Here is a 17940-nt window from a genome sequence, read left to right on the forward strand (position 1 = left end):
CAACAATGGTGATTCTGATGTTCGCTCCTACCCGCCTGTTCGCCCCGACTCCCTTCGTACGCCTCGTGCCTCCCGTTCTGCGCTGACCCCATCCGGTCCGCCATTCCCTAGTCGCGCTACGCCTGGAGTATTCCCATGCTGACTTTCCTTGGCTTTGCCATGGTCATCACGTTCATGTACCTGATCATGACCAAGCGCCTCTCGGCGCTGATCGCCCTGATCATCGTTCCGATCCTGTTTGCCCTGTTCGGTGGCTTTGCGCCGAAGATCGGCCCGATGATGCTCGAAGGCATCACCAAGCTGGCCCCGACCGGGGTGATGCTGATGTTCGCCATTCTCTATTTCGCACTGATGATCGACTCCGGCCTGTTTGACCCGGCGGTGCGCAAGATCCTCAAGCTGGTCAAGGGCGACCCGCTGAAGGTGTCCGTCGGCACCGCCGTGCTGGCCCTGGTCGTGTCCCTGGACGGTGACGGCGCGACCACCTACATGATCTGCGTGGCCGCCATGCTGCCGTTGTACAGCCGCATCGGCATGAGCCCGCGGATCATGGCCGGCCTGATCATCCTCGCCGGTGGCGTGATGAACATGACCCCCTGGGGTGGCCCGACCGCCCGAGCCGCCAGCGCATTGCATGTCGACCCGTCGGACATTTTCGTGCCGATGATCCCGGCCATGCTTGCCGGCGTGGTGGCGATCCTGGCGATTGCCTACCTGTACGGTAAGCGTGAGCGTGCACGCCTGGGTGAATTGCACCTGGCAGGCGATGAGATCGACCACAGCGAGATCAGCGTTTCCCAGTTCCCGGACGCCCGTCGTCCAAAGCTGATCTGGTTCAACGGTGCCCTGACGCTGGTCCTGATGTGCGCCCTGATCGCCGGCCTGCTGCCACTGCCCGTGCTGTTCATGGTCGCGTTCAGTATCGCGATGATCGTCAACTATCCGTGCCTGCAACAACAGAAGGACCGCGTGGCGGCTCACGCCGGTAGTGTACTGGCGGTCGTCGGGTTGATCTTTGCCGCGGGTATCTTCACCGGTATCCTGTCCGGCACCGGCATGGTCGATGCCATGTCCAAAAGCTTGCTGGCCGTGATTCCGGAGTTCCTGGGCCCGTACCTGGCCGTGATCACCGCACTGGTGAGCATGCCGTTCACGTTCTTCATGTCCAACGATGCATTTTATTACGGCGTGTTACCGGTTCTCGCCGAAGCCGCCAGCCACTATGGCATCACCGCCGTGGAAATGGCCCGTGCCTCGATCGTTGGCCAACCCGTACACTTGCTGAGCCCGCTGGTGCCTTCGACCTACCTGCTGGTGGCGCTGGCCGGGATCGAATTCGGCGATCACCAGCGCTTCACCCTCAAGTGGGCAGTGCTGGTTTGCTTGTGCATACTGGTCGCCGCGTTGCTGATGGGTATTTTTCCATTGTTCAGCACCCTGTAACATCCTCACATCACTGCGCCGCCAGCCTGACTTCGATGTTTGAAGCGGCTGGCGTCGTGGTTTAACACTCGCTCAAAGGAATACACATGGAATGGCTGACCAACCCGGAGATCTGGGTTGCCTTCTTCACACTGACGGCCCTGGAAATCGTTCTGGGCATCGACAACATCATCATGATCTCGATCCTGGTCAGCCGCATGCCCAAGCATATGCAGGCACGTACCCGGATCTTTGGCCTGGCGCTGGCCATGATCACCCGGATCCTGTTGCTGCTGTCGATCACCTGGGTCATGCGTCTGACCGCAGATCTGTTTGTAATCTTCGGCCAGGGTATTTCCGGACGGGACCTGATCCTGTTCTTCGGTGGCCTGTTCCTGCTGTGGAAAAGCTCCCAGGAGATGTACCACGCACTGGAAGGTGAGGACGAAACAACCGACGAGCCAAGCGGCAAGGGCGGCAACTTCCTCTACACGATCATCCAGATCGCAATCATCGACATCGTATTTTCCCTGGACTCGGTCATTACCGCCGTCGGCATGGTGTCCCATGTTCCGGTCATGGTGGCCGCGATCGTCGTTGCAGTGCTGGTGATGATGCTGGCAGCTGGCAAAATCAGCGAGTTCATCGACAAGCACCCATCGCTGAAAATGCTCGCGCTGTCGTTCCTGCTGGTGGTGGGTACCGTGCTGATCGCCGAAGCCTTCGAAGTGCATGTGCCAAAAGGCTATGTCTACTTCGCCATGGCGTTCTCGCTGGCTGTCGAAGCGTTCAACATCAAGATGCGCTCGGCAATGGCGAAAAAGAAGAACCTGGCTCACGAGCCGGTAAAACTGCGCAAGGACATCCCGGGCCAGTAACCCGACTGCGCGGCAGGAAAAGGGGCTTTCGAGCCCCTTTTTCACGTCTGCAGAACGCTGTTTTCATGACAGCTTTGTTTCAATCACCTCTTTAGCTATGCGATGCTGGCGTCAGGACCATTCGCCAACTACAGCTTAAGTACAGAATCCATAACGTTACGCGGCACCGTCAACTTGCCCCTTTGGGGCGCTATGCATTCAGGGGGCCCACTATGCTGACCCTGCTCAATCTATTGTCTGCGGTGGCCCTGCTGATCTGGGGCACGCACATCGTGCGAACCGGCATCCTGCGGGTCTACGGTTCCAACCTGCGCCACGTCATTGGCCGCAACATGTCCAAGCGCTGGCTGGCCTTCATCGCCGGGATCCTGGTGACCGCCATGGTCCAGAGCAGCAACGCCACCGCGATGCTGGTAACTTCATTCGTCGGCCAGGGCCTGATGGCACTGACGCCGGCCCTGGCAACCATGCTCGGCGCCGATGTCGGTACCGCGTTGATGGCGCGGGTCCTGACCCTGGATCTGTCCTGGCTGTCGCCGCTGCTGATTTTCCTGGGCGTGATTCTCTTTCTCTCGCGCAAGCAAACTCGCGCAGGCCAACTCGGCCGGGTAGGGATTGGCCTAGGGCTGATTATTCTGGCCCTGCAACTGATCGTCGAAGCCGCGGCTCCCATCACCCATGCCCAGGGCGTCAAGGTGCTGTTTGCCTCGCTGACCGGCGACATCCTGCTCGATGCCCTGATCGGCGCACTGTTCGCGATGATTTCCTACTCCAGTCTGGCGGCGGTACTGCTCACGGCGACCCTTGCCGGCGCCGGAGTGATCAGCCTGCCAGTGGCCATTGGCCTGGTCATTGGCGCCAACATTGGCAGCGGTGTATTGGCATTCCTCAGCACCAGCATGCAAAACGCCGCAGGGCGGCAAGTCGCACTGGGTAGCCTGCTGTACAAAATGATCGGCCTGCTGTTGATCATTCCGGTACTCGACCCGCTGGTGCACTGGATGGACAGCCTTGATTTCAGCCCTCAGGGCCTGGTGATCGGTTTTCATCTGCTCTACAACACCCTTCGCTGCCTGATCCTGCTGCCCACCGTCAGCCCGATGGCACGGCTCTGCGCCTGGCTGCTACCGGAGCGTCCGGAAACCAACGGTCAGGCAAAACCCCGGCATCTGGACCCAACAGCCCTCACCACCCCGAGCCTGGCCCTGGCCAACGCCTCCCGGGAAACCCTGCGCATCGGCGACCTGATCGATAACATGCTCGAAGCCATGCTCGACGTGCTGCGCGGCAAGCAGACCGCCGTCACCCAGGAAGTGCGGCGCTTGAGCGATGACGTTGAAGCCCTCTATAGCGCGATCAAGCTCTACCTGGCGCAGATGCCCCGCGAAGACCTCAGCGACCAGGACAGCCGGCGCTGGGCGGAAATCATCGAGCTGGCGATCAACCTGAAGCTCGCCTCGGACCTGATCGAACGTATGCTGCGCAAGGTTCAGCAGCAAAAGACCTCGCAGCGTCGCTCCTTTTCCGACGTCGGCCTAGAAGAACTGGCCGGTTTGCACCATCAATTGATCGCCAACCTGCGCCTGGGGTTGTCGGTGTTTCTCAGCGCCGATAAGGAAAGTGCCCGACAGCTGTTGCGCGAGAAACGCCGCTTTCGGGCTCAGGAGAGACGCCTGGCCCATGCCCACGTCAGCCGGCTACAAAGAAAAATCGTACAAAGCATCGAGACCAGCTCGCTGCACCTGGAGCTGATTGCCGACATGAAACGCTTGAACTCACTGTTCTGCGGCAGCGCCTACGTGGTGCTGGAAACCTTCGAAACCGGCGCCCTGGCTGTCGAGGACATGGCTGACATCACCCATTCACCCTGAACGTCTAGCGTTGTAAAAAGTCCCTATAAAAGCTGAATGAAAACCCTCGCTCCCGCCTCTACCCGCCAGGAAGGTTGTTATGCGTTGTCTGTTGTTCGCGTGTCTGCTGCTCGGCTCCACCTGCTCATGGGCCCTGGACCGCTTTCAGGTTGAAGGTTACGTGCTACCAAACGGCCTGCAGATTCTGCTCAAACCCGGCAGTGAACGTGGCCATGTCGCCATTCGTCTGGTGGTTGGAGTTGGCCTTGATGATTTCGCCTGCGCTGACAAAGAACTGCCTCACCTGCTTGAGCATGTGCTGTTCAGCGGCATCGACGCCGGAGGCGAGGGTGGGCTTGAAGAGCGCATGCAGGGGCTGGGGGGTGAATGGAACGCCTACACCAGCAATGCCGACACCACCTTCGTCATCGAAGCCCCGGCGAAAAACCAGCGTAAGGTCCTGGACGTCCTGTTGGCACTGCTGACCAAAACCCGCATCTACGACACGGCCATCCGCGCCGCCAAACAGGTGGTTGAACGTGAAGATGGTGGCCACTACACCCACCTGCAACGCTGGCTCGACCGCCAGGACCTGGGCCACACGGCGAGTAATCAACTGGCCGTGGAGTTGGGCCTCAAGTGCCCGGAGCGGGCCGAAGTCCATCATCTGACCCGCGAACAATTGAAGAGGGTGCGCAAGGACTGGTATGCCCCCAATAACATGACGCTGATTATCGTGGGCGACCTCGATCGCCTGCTACCGGCCTACCTTGAACGCACTTTCGGTCAACTCAAGCCGATCGAGCCCACCGCGCATCCGCCCCTGCCGCAGATTCAGAACACCGCCCAGGCCCGGCGCAACCTGATCCACGGATGGGTGGGCGACGGTGCCAGGCTGCACTGGCTGCTCCCGGAGCCGGTGCTCGACGATCAGTACGACGAGACCTTCGATCTGCTCAAGGACTACCTCGACTGGGCGCTTTACCGTCAGCTACGACTGGCACATGGCTTGTCCTATGGCCCGTCCGCCGAACGCGAAGTGTTCGGTGGCGTAGGCTTCATGAGCCTCAATGCGGATCTTGAGCGCGATGACCTGCCGCAGGCGCAGCAGGTCCTGGATGAGCTCAAGGCCGACCTGCTGAAAAACGGCCTCGACCCTGTCGGCTTCGAGCGCCTGAAACAGGCGGCCATTACCCGGCAAGCCTGGGCCGTGCAAGGCAACAGCGGATTGGCCGACTACTACTGGAGCGCCCTGTCAGACTATGAAGACGGTCGCTTCGACAACCCCGCCAGACGCTTGCGCGCGGTGACGCTCAAACAGGCCAACCTGGCCCTGCATGCACTGCTCGACCAGCCGGGTTACCTGCGAATCGAGAAGCCACTGCTCAGCGATGACCAGGTGCTGTGGTTGTTGGGTGGCATGTTGGGGGTGCTGGTATTCGGTGTGCTGGGCTGGCGTTGGCATCGCAGGCACCCGTAACGATCGCGAGGGCACTGGCTCCCTCGCCACAGGCTTCTCGCAACATCAGTGTGCCAGCGGTATCCTGTGCGGGTTTTTCCCTTGAGCACTGTGAACCGTCCAATGCCTAATCTCCCCCAGACCGTACAGCGCATTCTCGAACTGATGAAGCGCTACCCCGGGGTCATTGCCCTGGGTGGTTTCATCTCGGGGATCGGCAGCTTTATCCTGGTTGACCGCCAACAAGGTCTGGCGACCTGGATTGCAATCATCATGCTGGTCAGTTGGGTCTGGCTGATGCTGGAAAACAGCCTGACCGAACTGTTCGCCAAGGTGTTCAAGCGCGAAATTCCGCAACCTCTGCTGCGCTATGCCACGCAGATGATCCACCAGGAAAGCCTGTTCTTCGTCCTGCCGTTCTTTTTCATCACGACCGCCTGGAACAGCGGGCAACTGGTGTTCACCGGGCTGCTCGGCGCCGCGGCGCTGATCTCGATCATCGACCCCCTGTACTACAAGTGGCTGGCACCGCGGCGCTGGTTGTTCCTGGCCATGCACACCCTGACGCTGTTCGCCGCCCTGCTGACCGCACTGCCGATCATCCTGCACCTGACCACTGCACAGAGCTTCAAACTGGCACTGGGCACCGCCATGCTGCTGTCGTTCCCGAGCCTGGCCTCGATCTTTCCGATTCGCACACTGCGCGGCGGGCTGAGCGTGCTGTGCATCACCCTGGTCATCGGGGCAACTGGCTGGTTCATGCGCTCGTGGGTACCGCCGGCCACCTTGTGGATGACCGAGGTGGCCATCAGCACCCAACTGCAGGACCGTACGCCAGGCGACAGCCTGCATCAGGTCAGCGTTGCCCAACTGAGCCGCGATGGCCTGTACGCCTACACCGCGATCAACGCCCCGCGCGGGCTGGACGAGCGGATTTATCACGTCTGGAAGTTCAACGGCAAAGAGGTCGACCGCATTGCCCTGGATATCCACGGCGGGCGCAAGGAGGGCTACCGGGCCTGGACCCACAAGCAGAATTTCCCCGGCAATCCGGTGGGTAAATGGCAGGTTCAGGTACTGACCGAAGACGGCCAGGTGATTGGTGTCCTGCGCTTCGTCGTGAGCGACGCAGGTCAAAACAATCAGGCGCCGAACGAGGTAAAGTAACGGCGATCATGCTATTACGTAGCACTGCGTATCAGCCGAACAAGCAAGGAGCTTATGAGCAATACGATAACCGGCAGTGCCCGACTCGATACCTCGCAGACCCCCGCGCTGCTGAGGATCACGGGGGATTGGACGCTCGCCCATTACGCCGACCTCAAGCGCCTGCGTGAAACCCTCAAAGGTCAGTACGACGAGCGCACCACCATTAACCTTAACGGACTGGGTGCCCTCGACACGGCAGGCGCTTCCTTGCTGGTCGAACTGTTGGGGGCCGAGCGCCTCGGCAAATCGGCCGAACACCCCGACTGCAGCCTGTCAGCCGCCGACCGCGCGCTGCTGCAAACGGTCTATTGCTCAATGGCCGACTTCTGCATCCCCGTCAAAGAACCCGACATCAGCGTTGGCGTCCAGTTGCTGACCCGGATTGGTCGCGCTGTCGATACCGTCTGGCAAGACACCCTGCAACTGCTGGGCTTTGTCGGCCTGATCCTGGAAACCATCGCCCGCGGGCTGTTTCGCCCCAAGCGCTGGCGGATCACCCCGATGGTGGCACACATCGAACAAACCGGGCTCGACGCCGCCCCCATCGTCGCCTTGCTGACCTTTCTGGTGGGCGCGGTAGTGGCGTTCCTCGGGGCGACAGTACTCGCCAGCTTTGGCGCGAGCATCTTTACCGTGGACCTGGTGGCCTTCTCCTTTTTACGTGAATTTGGCGTATTGCTGACCGCGATCCTCATGGCTGGCCGCACTGCCAGTGCCTTCACCGCGCAAATCGGCTCCATGAAGGCCAACGAAGAAATCGATGCCATCCGCACCCTGGGCCTGGACCCGACCGAGTTGCTGGTGGTGCCGCGGGTACTGGCGTTGCTGGTGGCACTGCCCATGTTGACGTTTCTGGCCATGCTCTCGGGGATTGTCGGCGGCGGGGTGGTCTGCGCCCTCTCTCTGGATATCTCGCCGGCGATGTTCCTGTCCTTACTGCAATCGGACATTGGCGTTCAGCACTTTCTGGTGGGCATGGTCAAAGCGCCGATCTTCGCCTTCCTGATCGCCGCCATCGGCTGCCTGGAAGGCTTCAAGGTCAGCGGCAGCGCCGAGTCCGTGGGCGCACACACGACCTCAAGCGTGGTGCAGTCGATTTTTGTGGTGATCGTGCTGGATGCGGTGGCCGCGATGTTCTTTATGGAGATGGGCTGGTGAGTCGCTTACCCCGTGCACCCACCGAAGCGGTGATCGAAGTCCGTGGACTGTGCAACCGCTTCGGCAAGCAAAGCGTGCATGAGAATCTCGATCTGGATCTATACAAGGGCGAGATCCTCGCCGTAGTGGGTGGTTCCGGCAGCGGCAAGTCGGTGTTGCTACGCAGCATCGTCGGCCTGCGCCAGCCCAGCGAAGGCAACGTGACGGTATTTGGCAAGAACCTGCCCAGCCTGTCGGAGCATGAGCGTTCAATGGTCGAGCGGCGCTTCGGCGTGCTGTTCCAGAAGGGCGCATTGTTCTCGTCGCTGACCGTGACTGAAAACGTCGCGCTGCCACTGATCGAACACGCCGGGCTGAGCCGCGACGATGCCGAGCACCTAGCCGCCGTGAAACTGGCCCTCGCCGGCTTGCCCCTGTCGGCGGCCGACAAGTACCCGGCCTCGCTGTCCGGCGGCATGATCAAACGTGCTGCACTGGCCCGGGCACTGGCGCTGGATCCGGACATCCTGTTTCTCGATGAGCCGACCGCGGGCCTTGATCCTATCGGTGCAGCCGCATTCGATCAGTTGATCCTGACGCTGCGCGATGCGTTGGGACTGAGTGTGTTCCTGGTGACCCACGACCTCGACACGCTCTACACCATCACCGACCGGGTGGCGGTGCTGGCGCAGAAAAAGGTGCTGGTGGCCGATGCCATCGACGTCGTGTCCGAGACCAGCGACCCGTGGATTCACGAGTACTTCCATGGCCCACGTGGCCGCGCGGCGCTGACAGCCGCTTCACAGCTCAACGAGGTATGACATGGAAACCCGAGCCCATCATGTATTGATCGGCCTGTTCACTGTAATCGTCGTGGCCGGCGCCTTGCTGTTCGGATTGTGGCTGGCCAAGTCCAGTGTCGACACGGAGTTCAAGGATTATGAAGTCGTCTTCAACGAAGCTGTGAGCGGCCTGTCCAAAGGCAGTGCGGTGCAATACAGCGGGATCAAGGTCGGCGATGTGGTGAGTTTGCGCCTGGACCCCGACGATCCCCGCCGGGTGCTGGCACGGATTCGCCTGGGTGGCGACACCCCGATCAAGGAAGACACTCGGGCCAAACTGGCACTGACCGGCATTACGGGCACCTCGATCATCCAGCTCAGCGGCGGCACCCCCAAAAGCCCGGAACTGCAAGGCAAGGACGGTGAATTACCAATCATCGTCGCCTCGCCGTCACCCATCGCACGGTTGCTGGACAACAGCGACGACGTGATGAGCAGCATCAACCGGCTGCTGTACAACGCCAACCAGATGCTGTCGCCGGAAAACGTCGAGCGTCTGAGCAAGACCCTCGATCATCTGGAACAGACCACCGGGGCCATTGCCGACCAGCGCGGCGATATCCGCCAGGCCATGCAACAACTGGCGGTTGTCGGCAAACAGGCCGGTGCCGCCATGGAACAGACCGCCGCGTTGATGCGTAACGCCAATGGCCTGCTCAATGACCAGGGCAAGCAGATGTTCGGCAGTGCCGAGCACGCCATGAAATCCCTGGAGCAGAGCACGGCAACCATCAACACGCTGCTGAGCAGCAATCAGGACGCACTGAACAACGGCATGCAGGGGCTCAATGGCCTGGCACCGGCCGTGCGCGAACTGCGCGACACCCTGAGTTCGCTGCGGGCCATTTCACGTCGCCTCGAAGCCAACCCCAGCGGCTACCTGCTGGGCGGCGACAATGACAAGGAGTTCACACCATGAAGGGTGTCTACCGCACTTTTGCCCACGGCACGCTGCTGGCAAGCCTGGCGCTGACCAGCGCCTGCTCGATCCTCCCCAAACCGGAGCCTCGGGACATCTATCGCCTGCCCGCGGCCCAGGGTAGCACTCCGTCGACTCACGCCAATGGGGTACGCTGGTCGCTGAAGGTCGCCAAACCACAGGCGGGTGACGTACTGAACAGTGCCAAGATCGCCGTGATCCCGCAAGGTGACCTGATCAGCAGCTACAAGGCTTCGCGCTGGAGCGACGCGACGCCAATCCTGCTGCGCAACCGTCTGCTCGACGGCTTTACCCAGGACGGCCGCGTAGGCCTGCTGAGCACCGACGACAGTAACTTCCAGACCGACCTGGAACTGGGCGGCAACCTGCAAGCCTTCCAGACCGAGTATCAGGGCAACAGTGCACAGGTGGTGATTCGCCTGGATGCATTGCTGGTGCGTGGCACCGACCAGCGCATCCTCGCCAGCCGGCGCTTTGAAGTGCGCCAGCCATTGAACGATGTGAAAGTGCCCGCCGTGGTGACCGGGTTCGGCCAGGCCGGCGATACGCTGACCAGGCAGGTGATTGCGTGGACAGTGGAGCAGGGGCAGCAGAACGCTTCCACGAAACCTTCAGTCAGCACCCTCGCCACAGAGATAGCGGACTACCCAAAGAACCAGTAGCACACCCCGATCGCGCCCAGTACGCCAGCGAGTTCCGCCAGCAGGGCGCAGCCCACGGCGTGCCGCGCGCGCTGGATGCCCACGGCGCCGAAATACACCGCCAGCACGTAGAAGGTGGTTTCGGTACTGCCCTGAACCGTCGCCGCGACCAGCGCCGGGAAGCTGTCCACCCCTGACGTTTTCATGGTTTCGATCAACATGGCGCGCGCCGCGCTGCCCGAGAACGGCTTGACCATCGCCGTCGGCAAGGCATCGACGAAGCGGGTGTCCCAGCCAGCCCACTCCACCAGATGACGAATCCCGTCCAGGCCGAAGTCCAGCGCGCCGGAGGCTCGCAGCACACCCACCGCACAGAGCATCGCCACCAGGTACGGCAGCAGGTTCTTGGCCACGTCGAAGCCTTCCTTGGCGCCCTCGACGAATGTTTCGTAGACCTTGACCTGGCGCAGCGCACCAATCACCAGGAACAGCATGATCAGCCCAAACAGCGTCAGGTTGCCGAGGATCGAGGACAGGCCGGCCAGCGCGGTGGCTGAGAGCGTCGCCAGCAAGGCCATGAAGCCACCCAGTACCAGCGCACCCGGAATCAGATAAGCCAGCACCACCGGGTCCCACAGGCGCAGACGCTGCACGAACGCCACCGACAGCAGGCCGACCAGGGTCGAACAACTGGTCGCCAACAGAATCGGCAGGAACACCAGGGTCGGATCGGGCGCGCCTTGCTGGGCGCGGTACATGAAGATGGTCACCGGCAACAGGGTCAGTGACGACGCGTTGAGCACCAGGAACAGAATCTGCGCGTTACTGGCCACCGTTGCGCTGGGGTTGAGCTCCTGCAACGCCTTCATGGCCTTGAGTCCGATCGGCGTGGCGGCGTTGTCCAGCCCCAGGCCGTTGGCTGCAAAGTTGAGGGTGATCAGGCCGATGGCCGGATGGCCGGCCGGCACTTCCGGCATCAGGCGCAGGAACAGTGGCCCCAGGGCCTTGGCCAGCCATTCGACGATACCGGCCTTCTCGGCGATTTTCAGAAAGCCCAGCCACAGGGTCAAGGTACCGAACAACAGCACCATCACTTCGACCGACAGCTTGGCCATGGCGAAGATGCTTTCCACCATCGCCGCGAAGATCCCGGCATTGCCACCGATCAGCCACTGAGCCAGTGCCGAAACGGCCGCCACGACGAAAAAGCCAAGCCACAGGCCATTGAGCATCAGTCAAATCCCCCCAAAAGATGCGCGAATGATAGCGGGGTGGGCAGAAACGACAAACCCCGGATTTCTCCGGGGTTTGTGGGCCGGACGCAAAGCGTCCGGGGATGCATTCCCACGCAGGGCGCGGGAACGATCATGTAGGCGAACTCAGTTGCTGGAAGTCTCGCCGACCGGCAGCTTCTCTTTGCTGCGCCAGTGCGGCAGGGAGTTCCAGTAGCGCTGACCCTTGGCATCGTCGTACATGCCTTCCCAACGCGCGATAACCAGTACGGCCAGGGCGTTGCCGATCACGTTCAGTGCGGTACGGGCCATGTCCATGATACGGTCGACACCGGCGATGAACGCCAGGCCTTCCAACGGAATACCCACGCTGCCCAGAGTGGCCAGCAGCACCACGAAGGACACGCCCGGCACGCCGGCGATACCTTTGGAGGTGACCATCAGGGTCAGTACCAGCAGCAGTTGCTGGCTGATCGACAGGTCGATGCCGTACAACTGGGCAATGAAGATTGCCGCGATGCTCTGGTACAGGGTCGAACCGTCGAGGTTGAACGAGTAACCGGTCGGCACCACGAAGCTGCAAATGGCTTTCGGCGCGCCGTAGGCTTCCATCTTCTCGATCACGCGCGGCAGCACGGTTTCCGAGCTCGCGGTGGAGTAGGCCAGCACCAGCTCATCCTTGAAGATGCGCATCAGCTTAAGCACCGAGAAACCGAACAGGCGTGCGATCAGGCCCAGAACGACAAAGCCGAAGAAGGCAATGGCGGCGTAAACCAGGATCACCAGCTTGGCCAGCGGCAGCAGGGACGCAAAGCCGAAGTTGGCAACGGTCACCGCGATCAGCGCGAACACACCGATCGGCGCGTAGTTCATGATCATGTGAGTGACCTTGAACATGCTTTCCGATACGCCCTGGAACATCTTCACCAGCGGCTCGCGCAGGTCGGACTGCAGGCTCGACAGACCGAGGCCGAACAGGACCGAGAAGAAGATGATCGGCAGCATCTCGCCACGCGCCATGGCAGCAAAGATGTTCGATGGAATCAGGTTGAGGATGGTTTCGATGAACGCATGTTCATGCTGAACCTCGGCCGCCGTCGCCTGGTACTTGGAAATATCCACAGTCCCCAGGGTGCTCATGTCGATGCCCGAGCCCGGGTGGAACAGGTTGGCCAGCACCAGACCCACCAGAATGGCGATGGTGGTGACGATTTCGAAGTAAATGATGGTCTTCAGACCAATGCGCCCGAGCTTCTTCGCATCACCCACGCCAGCGATACCGACGATCAGCGAGGAGATCACGATCGGGATCACGATCATCTTGATGAGACGGATAAAGATATCGCCCGCCGGTTGCAGGACGTTGCTGATCCACCAGGCTTTTTCAGCACTGAAATGGTTGAGCACTGCGCCGATTGCTATACCCAGGACCAGACCGATGAGGATCTGCCAGGCGAGGCTAAGCTTTGCCTTCTTCATATCATTACCCTTACTTGCGTTTGACTCGGGCAGATGCACGAACTGGAACGCTCAATGGCGGAAAAGTTTGAGCATCTACCCCCGTATAAGGTGCCCCGGAACGCGTGTATACGGCTCTCTGGCAGGCGAAAAAAGGCGCAACTATTCCGATGCAAGGACACCGCGTCTAATGCCGTAAACGCCTACCCTATGCCGAATCGGCATGAGTTTTTTCAAACAAAACGGCCGTCCCAACCGGTTCGAATACGACATTTCGGCAGGCATAAGTGCCGTGAACCGGCCATCGCAGAGGACAGTGATTGTTTTTTGATCAGCTGATAAGGGACAAAAAAAACAGAATTTCCCTACTCGCAGTGACGAAAAATGACCGGAAATTAATCTTAAAAATCTCGATATACGGTCACTTGGAAACACTGCGAAATGCTTTGCCAGGCAGATGCAGGAACAATTACCCGATAAATATCCCTGGATCGCTCTAGGACAGTGCTTTGCACTTGTGAGCGCGCCGCCTGTTCACCACCTTGCAAGCGAGTGGCGAACAGACGGCGCAATTTTGCGTTGCCTGACCCGGTCCTTTCGCGGGCACTCCCTGTACCCGTAGGTCACTCCGATCCTGAAACAATCAGAACGTCCCGGCCCCCTGGTCATGCGCGCACCGTCCTCGGGTGGGCGCAAAGGAAAGAGACCCTGTTGATCCCTTTCGGTTTTCAAACTGGCAGCAAGTCCTCGCGATCAGCCTCGACCACCGCGACGGCCAAAGAAGAAGGAAGCGATGAACATCACCAGGAACACGACAAAGAGAATCTTGGCGATACCCGTGGCGGTGCCCGCGATACCACCGAAGCCAAGTACGGCAGCGACAATGGCAATAATCAGGAATGTGATTGCCCAGCTCAACATGATGATTCTCCTTACACGTCTATTAGTGGTGCTGCCTTACCCGATGTGTGAAACGCACGTCCGGCCTGCTGCCTAGAACACCCAGCGCTCCTGAGGCGGCCCCTTGAACTCAGGCCGAGCCTGATCAATGTCCATCATTCGCCTGGAAGTCGCGTCAGGCAGGTGGCTGCTGACAGCACTGGAACGGGGCGGGGCGATATGCAGGGTTGGTGCGATGCCTGCATCCGGCTGCTGACTGTGCTCCCAGCGCAAGAACTGCTGGCCTCCGATCAGGGTGACCACCAACGCCAGCACGATGGACAGTCCCTGTTGGATACACAGCGGCAAGAGTCGCAATGGGGCGCCACGTTGGCGATTCATCCTGATGCTCCTCCCACACGGGTGGTGATGGGTTTGAGGGCGCTGTGTCATGAGCGACCCGGATCAACCAGAACATTGCAGCCGGCATGCCAGCTTCTTTCCAGTTAAAACACCAATAAAATCAGACAGTTATAAATAAACCCAGAATCCGTTTGAGCGCATCCTGCACGATGCGCGAGGGTCGCTCGTGCGATATGCACGATCGGTCTGAGACAAATGGAAAATTTTTGGAATGTATGGGGCGGTGCAGATGTCAGAAAAGGAGGCAGGACAACCCAACACCCGTGAATGGGCAGTAATACCTGACAAAAACGTACGTTTATTGATGAGTTGCGCAGATATCGGCTTCGCTTTGATCAGAAGCGACCAGAATGAATCATGCAACTTGCCTGATTTCTCCGGGACTAAATCAAGATCACTCATTCAAGGAGCGCAGGAAAAATGGAATTCGCCAACGAGCATCAAGGCCGCATTCTGCTGGTGGACGATGAGGCAGCCATCCTGCGCACCTTCCGCTACTGCCTCGAAGACGAAGGCTACAACGTCGCCACTGCCAACAGCGCCGCCCAGGCAGATCTCCTGCTGCAGCGTCAGGTCTTCGACCTGTGCTTCCTCGACCTGCGGCTGGGCGAAGACAACGGTCTCGACGTGCTGGCGCAAATGCGCATCCAGGCACCGTGGATGCGCGTGGTCATCGTCACCGCACACTCAGCCGTGGACACCGCCGTCGACGCCATCCAGGCCGGTGCCGCCGATTATCTGGTCAAGCCTTGCAGCCCGGATCAACTGCGACTGGCCACTGCCAAACAGTTGGAGGTTCGCCAGCTTTCGGCACGCCTTGAAGCCCTCGAAGGCGAACTGCGCAAACCCGGCAACGGCCTGGATTCCCATAGCCCGGCGATGAAAGTCGTCCTGGAAACTGCGCGCCAGGTTGCCAGCACCGACGCCAATATCTTGCTTCTCGGCGAGTCAGGCACGGGTAAAGGCGAGCTGGCACGGGCCATCCATGGCTGGAGCAAGCGCGCGAAGAAGTCCTGCGTCACCGTCAACTGCCCGTCCTTGACGGCCGAGTTGATGGAAAGCGAGCTGTTCGGTCATAGCCGGGGGGCGTTCACCGGGGCCAGCGAAAGCACCCTGGGCCGGGTCAATCAAGCCGATGGCGGCACACTGTTCCTCGATGAGATCGGTGATTTCCCTTTGACCTTGCAGTCCAAACTGCTGCGCTTCATTCAGGACAAGGAATACGAGCGGGTCGGTGACCCGGTGACCCGTCGCGCCGATGTGCGGATTCTCGCCGCCACCAACCTCAACCTCGAAGACATGGTCCGCGACGGTCGTTTCCGTGAAGACCTGCTGTACCGGTTGAATGTCATCACCTTGCACCTGCCACCGCTACGCGAACGGGCAGAGGATATTCTGACCCTGGCCGACCGCTTCCTCGCCGGATTCGTCACAGAGTACGCCCGGCCGGCCAGAGGGTTCAGCGACGAGGCACGCGAGGCGCTACTGGGATACCGATGGCCCGGCAACATCCGTGAACTGCGTAACGCGGTCGAACGGGCGAGCATCATTTGCCCACAGGAAAGGGTGGAGATCAGCCATTTGGGCATGGCTGAGCAGACCACCAATAATGCTCCGCGAATCGGTGCCGCGTTGAGCCTGGATGAACTGGAGAAAGCCCACATCGGCGCGGTACTGGCCAGCTCCGGCACCCTGGACCAAGCCGCCAGGACCCTGGGCATCGACGCCTCGACGCTGTATCGCAAACGCAAGCAGTACAATTTGTGAGCAGTACCTTATGAAGCTGGCGATAAAGTTGCGCACGCGACTGTTTCTGAGCATCTCGGCATTGATAACCGTCGCCTTGCTCGGGCTGGTGCTCGGGCTGGTCAGCGTGATGCAGATGACCAGCGATCAGGAGGGGCTGGTTCGCGACAACTTCATCACCCTGGACCTGGACCTGAAGCTGCAACAGACCTTGGACGAGCAACGGGTCATCATGCTCAACGAAACGCCCGACCTTGAAGCGCTGCACGCATCAGAGCGACACGCCTTCGAGCTACTGGACCAAGGCATCGCCCATGAGAATAGCCTCGATACCGACCACCACGGCTTCCAGCAGGCTCGCAATGACTACCGGGCGCTCCTCGAAGCCTTTCGTCACTCACAGGAACCTTCCGCCACACTCAGCGGTAATCAGGCGCTCACCGAAAAACTCGACATCCTGCGCAACGGCCTGATTGCCGAACAGAAACGGGTACTGGAGAACATCACCAGCACTCAGCACGATGTCCGTCAACGTGCGTTGCTGGTCGCCGGCCTGCTTGGCCTGGTGGCGCTGGCGGTGCTGATCGTCGGTTTTGTCACCGCACACGGTATCGCGCAAAGCTTCGGTGCCCCCATCGAAGCGCTGGCCAAGGCGGCGGACGACATTGGCCAAGGCAATTTCGACGTTACCCTGCCGATTTCCCCGGCCGCAGAGATGATCCAGCTGACTCGGCGCTTCGGCCTCATGGCCGAAGCCTTGCGCGAACATCAGGCAACCAACGTCGACGAACTGCTCGCCGGCCAGCAACGCTTGCAGGCGGTGCTCGACAGCATCGACGACGGCTTGCTGATGATCGACCGCCAAGGGCATCTGGAGCACTTTAACCCGGTCGCGCAACGCCAGCTGGGCTGGGACGACGATCGCCTGGGTCAGGGCCTGGGCGCCGCGCTGCAACGTCCGGAGCTCGATGAACAACTGCAACGGGTGCTGCATGGCGGTTCGCTGGAGCGCGCACCTGAAGACCTGAGCATCGAAGTCGACGGCCAATCTCGCCTGCTGAGCTACAGCCTGACCCCCGTCAGCCATACCGAAGGTCATATTCTCGGCGCGGTGATGGTGCTGCACGACGTCACCGAACAGCGAGCCTTTGAGCGGGTGCGCAGCGAGTTCGTACTGCGCGCCTCCCATGAACTGCGCACGCCGGTCACCGGCATGCACATGGCCTTCGGCTTGTTCCGCGAACGAGCACACTTTTCCGAAGAATCTCGCGAAACGGATCTGCTGAATACGGTCAATGACGAAATGCAGCGTCTGGTGCAGTTGATCAACGACCTGCTGAACTTCTCGCGCTATCAAAACGGTCTGCAAAAGCTCTCCCTGGCGGCCTGTAACGTCGATAACTTGCTGGAGCAAGCGCAAGGACGCTTTGTCGAACGGGCCAGTGAGCACAGCATCGAGTTGCGGGTGGAGGTACAGGCCCCGATGCCACGGCTGCAGGCCGATCAGGCGCAACTGGAGCGTGTGCTGGACAACCTGATCGACAATGCCCTGCGCCACACCCGCCCCAACGGGCAGATACGCTTACAAGCCCGTCGCAATGGCGAACGGGTGATCATCAGCGTCGAAGACAACGGCGAAGGCATCGCCTATGGCCAGCAAGGGCGAATCTTCGAGCCGTTTGTTCAGGTCGGACGCAAGAAAGGGGGCGCCGGGCTTGGCCTGGCCCTGTGCAAGGAGATCGTGCAACTGCACGGTGGCCGCATCGGCGTGTATTCACGGCCGGGGCAGGGGGCTCAGTTTTACATGGCGTTGCCGTTATAGCA

The 17940-nt window shown here is 60.4% G+C and carries 15 protein-coding genes; 11 read left to right on the forward strand and 4 right to left on the reverse strand.

Translation table 11 applies throughout. From position 1 onward, the window contains the following. Window positions 1-135: 135 nt before the first annotated feature. The 9 genes from CKW29_RS16025 to CKW29_RS16065 all read left to right on the forward strand — a co-directional run bounded on the left by CKW29_RS16025 (window position 136) and on the right by CKW29_RS16065 (window position 10399). Window positions 136-1443, forward strand: coding sequence for a CitMHS family transporter (locus CKW29_RS16025; protein ID WP_095083401.1), 1308 nt, complete (start codon window positions 136-138; stop codon window positions 1441-1443). Window positions 1444-1529: 86 nt separating this feature from the next. Further along, a complete protein-coding gene (locus tag CKW29_RS16030) occupies window positions 1530-2300 on the forward strand; it encodes a TerC family protein (RefSeq protein ID WP_095147069.1) in 771 nt (256 codons plus the stop codon). Between the two features lie 212 nt (window positions 2301-2512). Further along, window positions 2513-4171: a Na/Pi cotransporter family protein gene (locus tag CKW29_RS16035; RefSeq protein WP_095147068.1), complete on the forward strand. Its 1659-nt coding sequence runs from the start codon at window positions 2513-2515 to the stop codon at window positions 4169-4171. 79 nt (window positions 4172-4250) lie between these two features. After that, window positions 4251-5630 carry a pitrilysin family protein gene (locus CKW29_RS16040; protein ID WP_095147067.1) on the forward strand — a complete coding sequence of 460 codons (1380 nt, stop codon included), beginning with the start codon at window positions 4251-4253 and terminating at the stop codon, window positions 5628-5630. A gap of 102 nt (window positions 5631-5732) precedes the next feature. Next, window positions 5733-6776, forward strand: a complete 1044-nt coding sequence (locus CKW29_RS16045; protein WP_095147066.1) for a DUF5924 family protein — start codon at window positions 5733-5735, stop codon at window positions 6774-6776. Window positions 6777-6830: 54 nt separating this feature from the next. After that, window positions 6831-7976, forward strand: a complete 1146-nt coding sequence (locus CKW29_RS16050) for an ABC transporter permease (RefSeq protein ID WP_095147065.1) — start codon at window positions 6831-6833, stop codon at window positions 7974-7976. Further along, on the forward strand, window positions 7973-8776 hold the full coding sequence (locus CKW29_RS16055) for an ABC transporter ATP-binding protein (protein WP_095147064.1): 804 nt from the start codon (window positions 7973-7975) through the stop codon (window positions 8774-8776). Before CKW29_RS16050 ends, CKW29_RS16055 begins: the two co-directional genes overlap by 4 nt. 1 nt (window position 8777) lies before the next feature. Then, window positions 8778-9716 (forward strand): MlaD family protein, encoded by a 939-nt coding sequence (locus CKW29_RS16060; protein ID WP_095147063.1) that lies wholly within the window; start codon window positions 8778-8780, stop codon window positions 9714-9716. Further along, the gene (locus CKW29_RS16065; protein WP_095147062.1) at window positions 9713-10399 is read left to right on the forward strand and encodes an ABC-type transport auxiliary lipoprotein family protein; all 687 of its coding nucleotides are present in this window, start codon (window positions 9713-9715) and stop codon (window positions 10397-10399) included. Before CKW29_RS16060 ends, CKW29_RS16065 begins: the two co-directional genes overlap by 4 nt. Here CKW29_RS16065 and CKW29_RS16070 read toward each other — a convergent pair. From CKW29_RS16070 to CKW29_RS16085, 4 genes are all read right to left on the reverse strand, one after another. Beyond that, on the reverse strand, window positions 10381-11610 hold the full coding sequence (locus CKW29_RS16070) for a nucleoside recognition domain-containing protein (protein WP_095147061.1): 1230 nt from the start codon (window positions 11608-11610) through the stop codon (window positions 10381-10383). The two genes, CKW29_RS16065 and CKW29_RS16070, sit on opposite strands and share 19 nt — an antisense overlap. 147 nt (window positions 11611-11757) lie before the next feature. Next, the gene (gene gltP, locus CKW29_RS16075; protein ID WP_095147060.1) at window positions 11758-13089 is read right to left on the reverse strand and encodes a glutamate/aspartate:proton symporter GltP; all 1332 of its coding nucleotides are present in this window, start codon (window positions 13087-13089) and stop codon (window positions 11758-11760) included. Between the two features lie 732 nt (window positions 13090-13821). After that, window positions 13822-13989, reverse strand: coding sequence for a DUF1328 domain-containing protein (locus CKW29_RS16080; RefSeq protein WP_095147059.1), 168 nt, complete (start codon window positions 13987-13989; stop codon window positions 13822-13824). A 72-nt stretch (window positions 13990-14061) separates the two neighbouring features. Further along, on the reverse strand, window positions 14062-14349 hold the full coding sequence (locus CKW29_RS16085; RefSeq protein ID WP_095147058.1) for a hypothetical protein: 288 nt from the start codon (window positions 14347-14349) through the stop codon (window positions 14062-14064). Window positions 14350-14790: 441 nt separating this feature from the next. Here CKW29_RS16085 and algB point away from each other — a divergent pair, with 441 nt between their 5' ends. Together algB and CKW29_RS16095 are read left to right on the forward strand one after the other, a co-directional pair. Next, on the forward strand, window positions 14791-16137 hold the full coding sequence (algB, locus tag CKW29_RS16090; RefSeq protein WP_095147057.1) for a sigma-54-dependent response regulator transcription factor AlgB: 1347 nt from the start codon (window positions 14791-14793) through the stop codon (window positions 16135-16137). A 10-nt stretch (window positions 16138-16147) separates the two neighbouring features. Continuing rightward, complete coding sequence (locus CKW29_RS16095; protein WP_095147056.1) at window positions 16148-17938, forward strand: ATP-binding protein; 1791 nt, start codon at window positions 16148-16150, stop codon at window positions 17936-17938. Window positions 17939-17940: the final 2 nt, after the last annotated feature.

It is taken from the genome of Pseudomonas sp. Irchel s3a18 (assembly GCF_900187535.1).
GTDB lineage: Bacteria > Pseudomonadota > Gammaproteobacteria > Pseudomonadales > Pseudomonadaceae > Aquipseudomonas.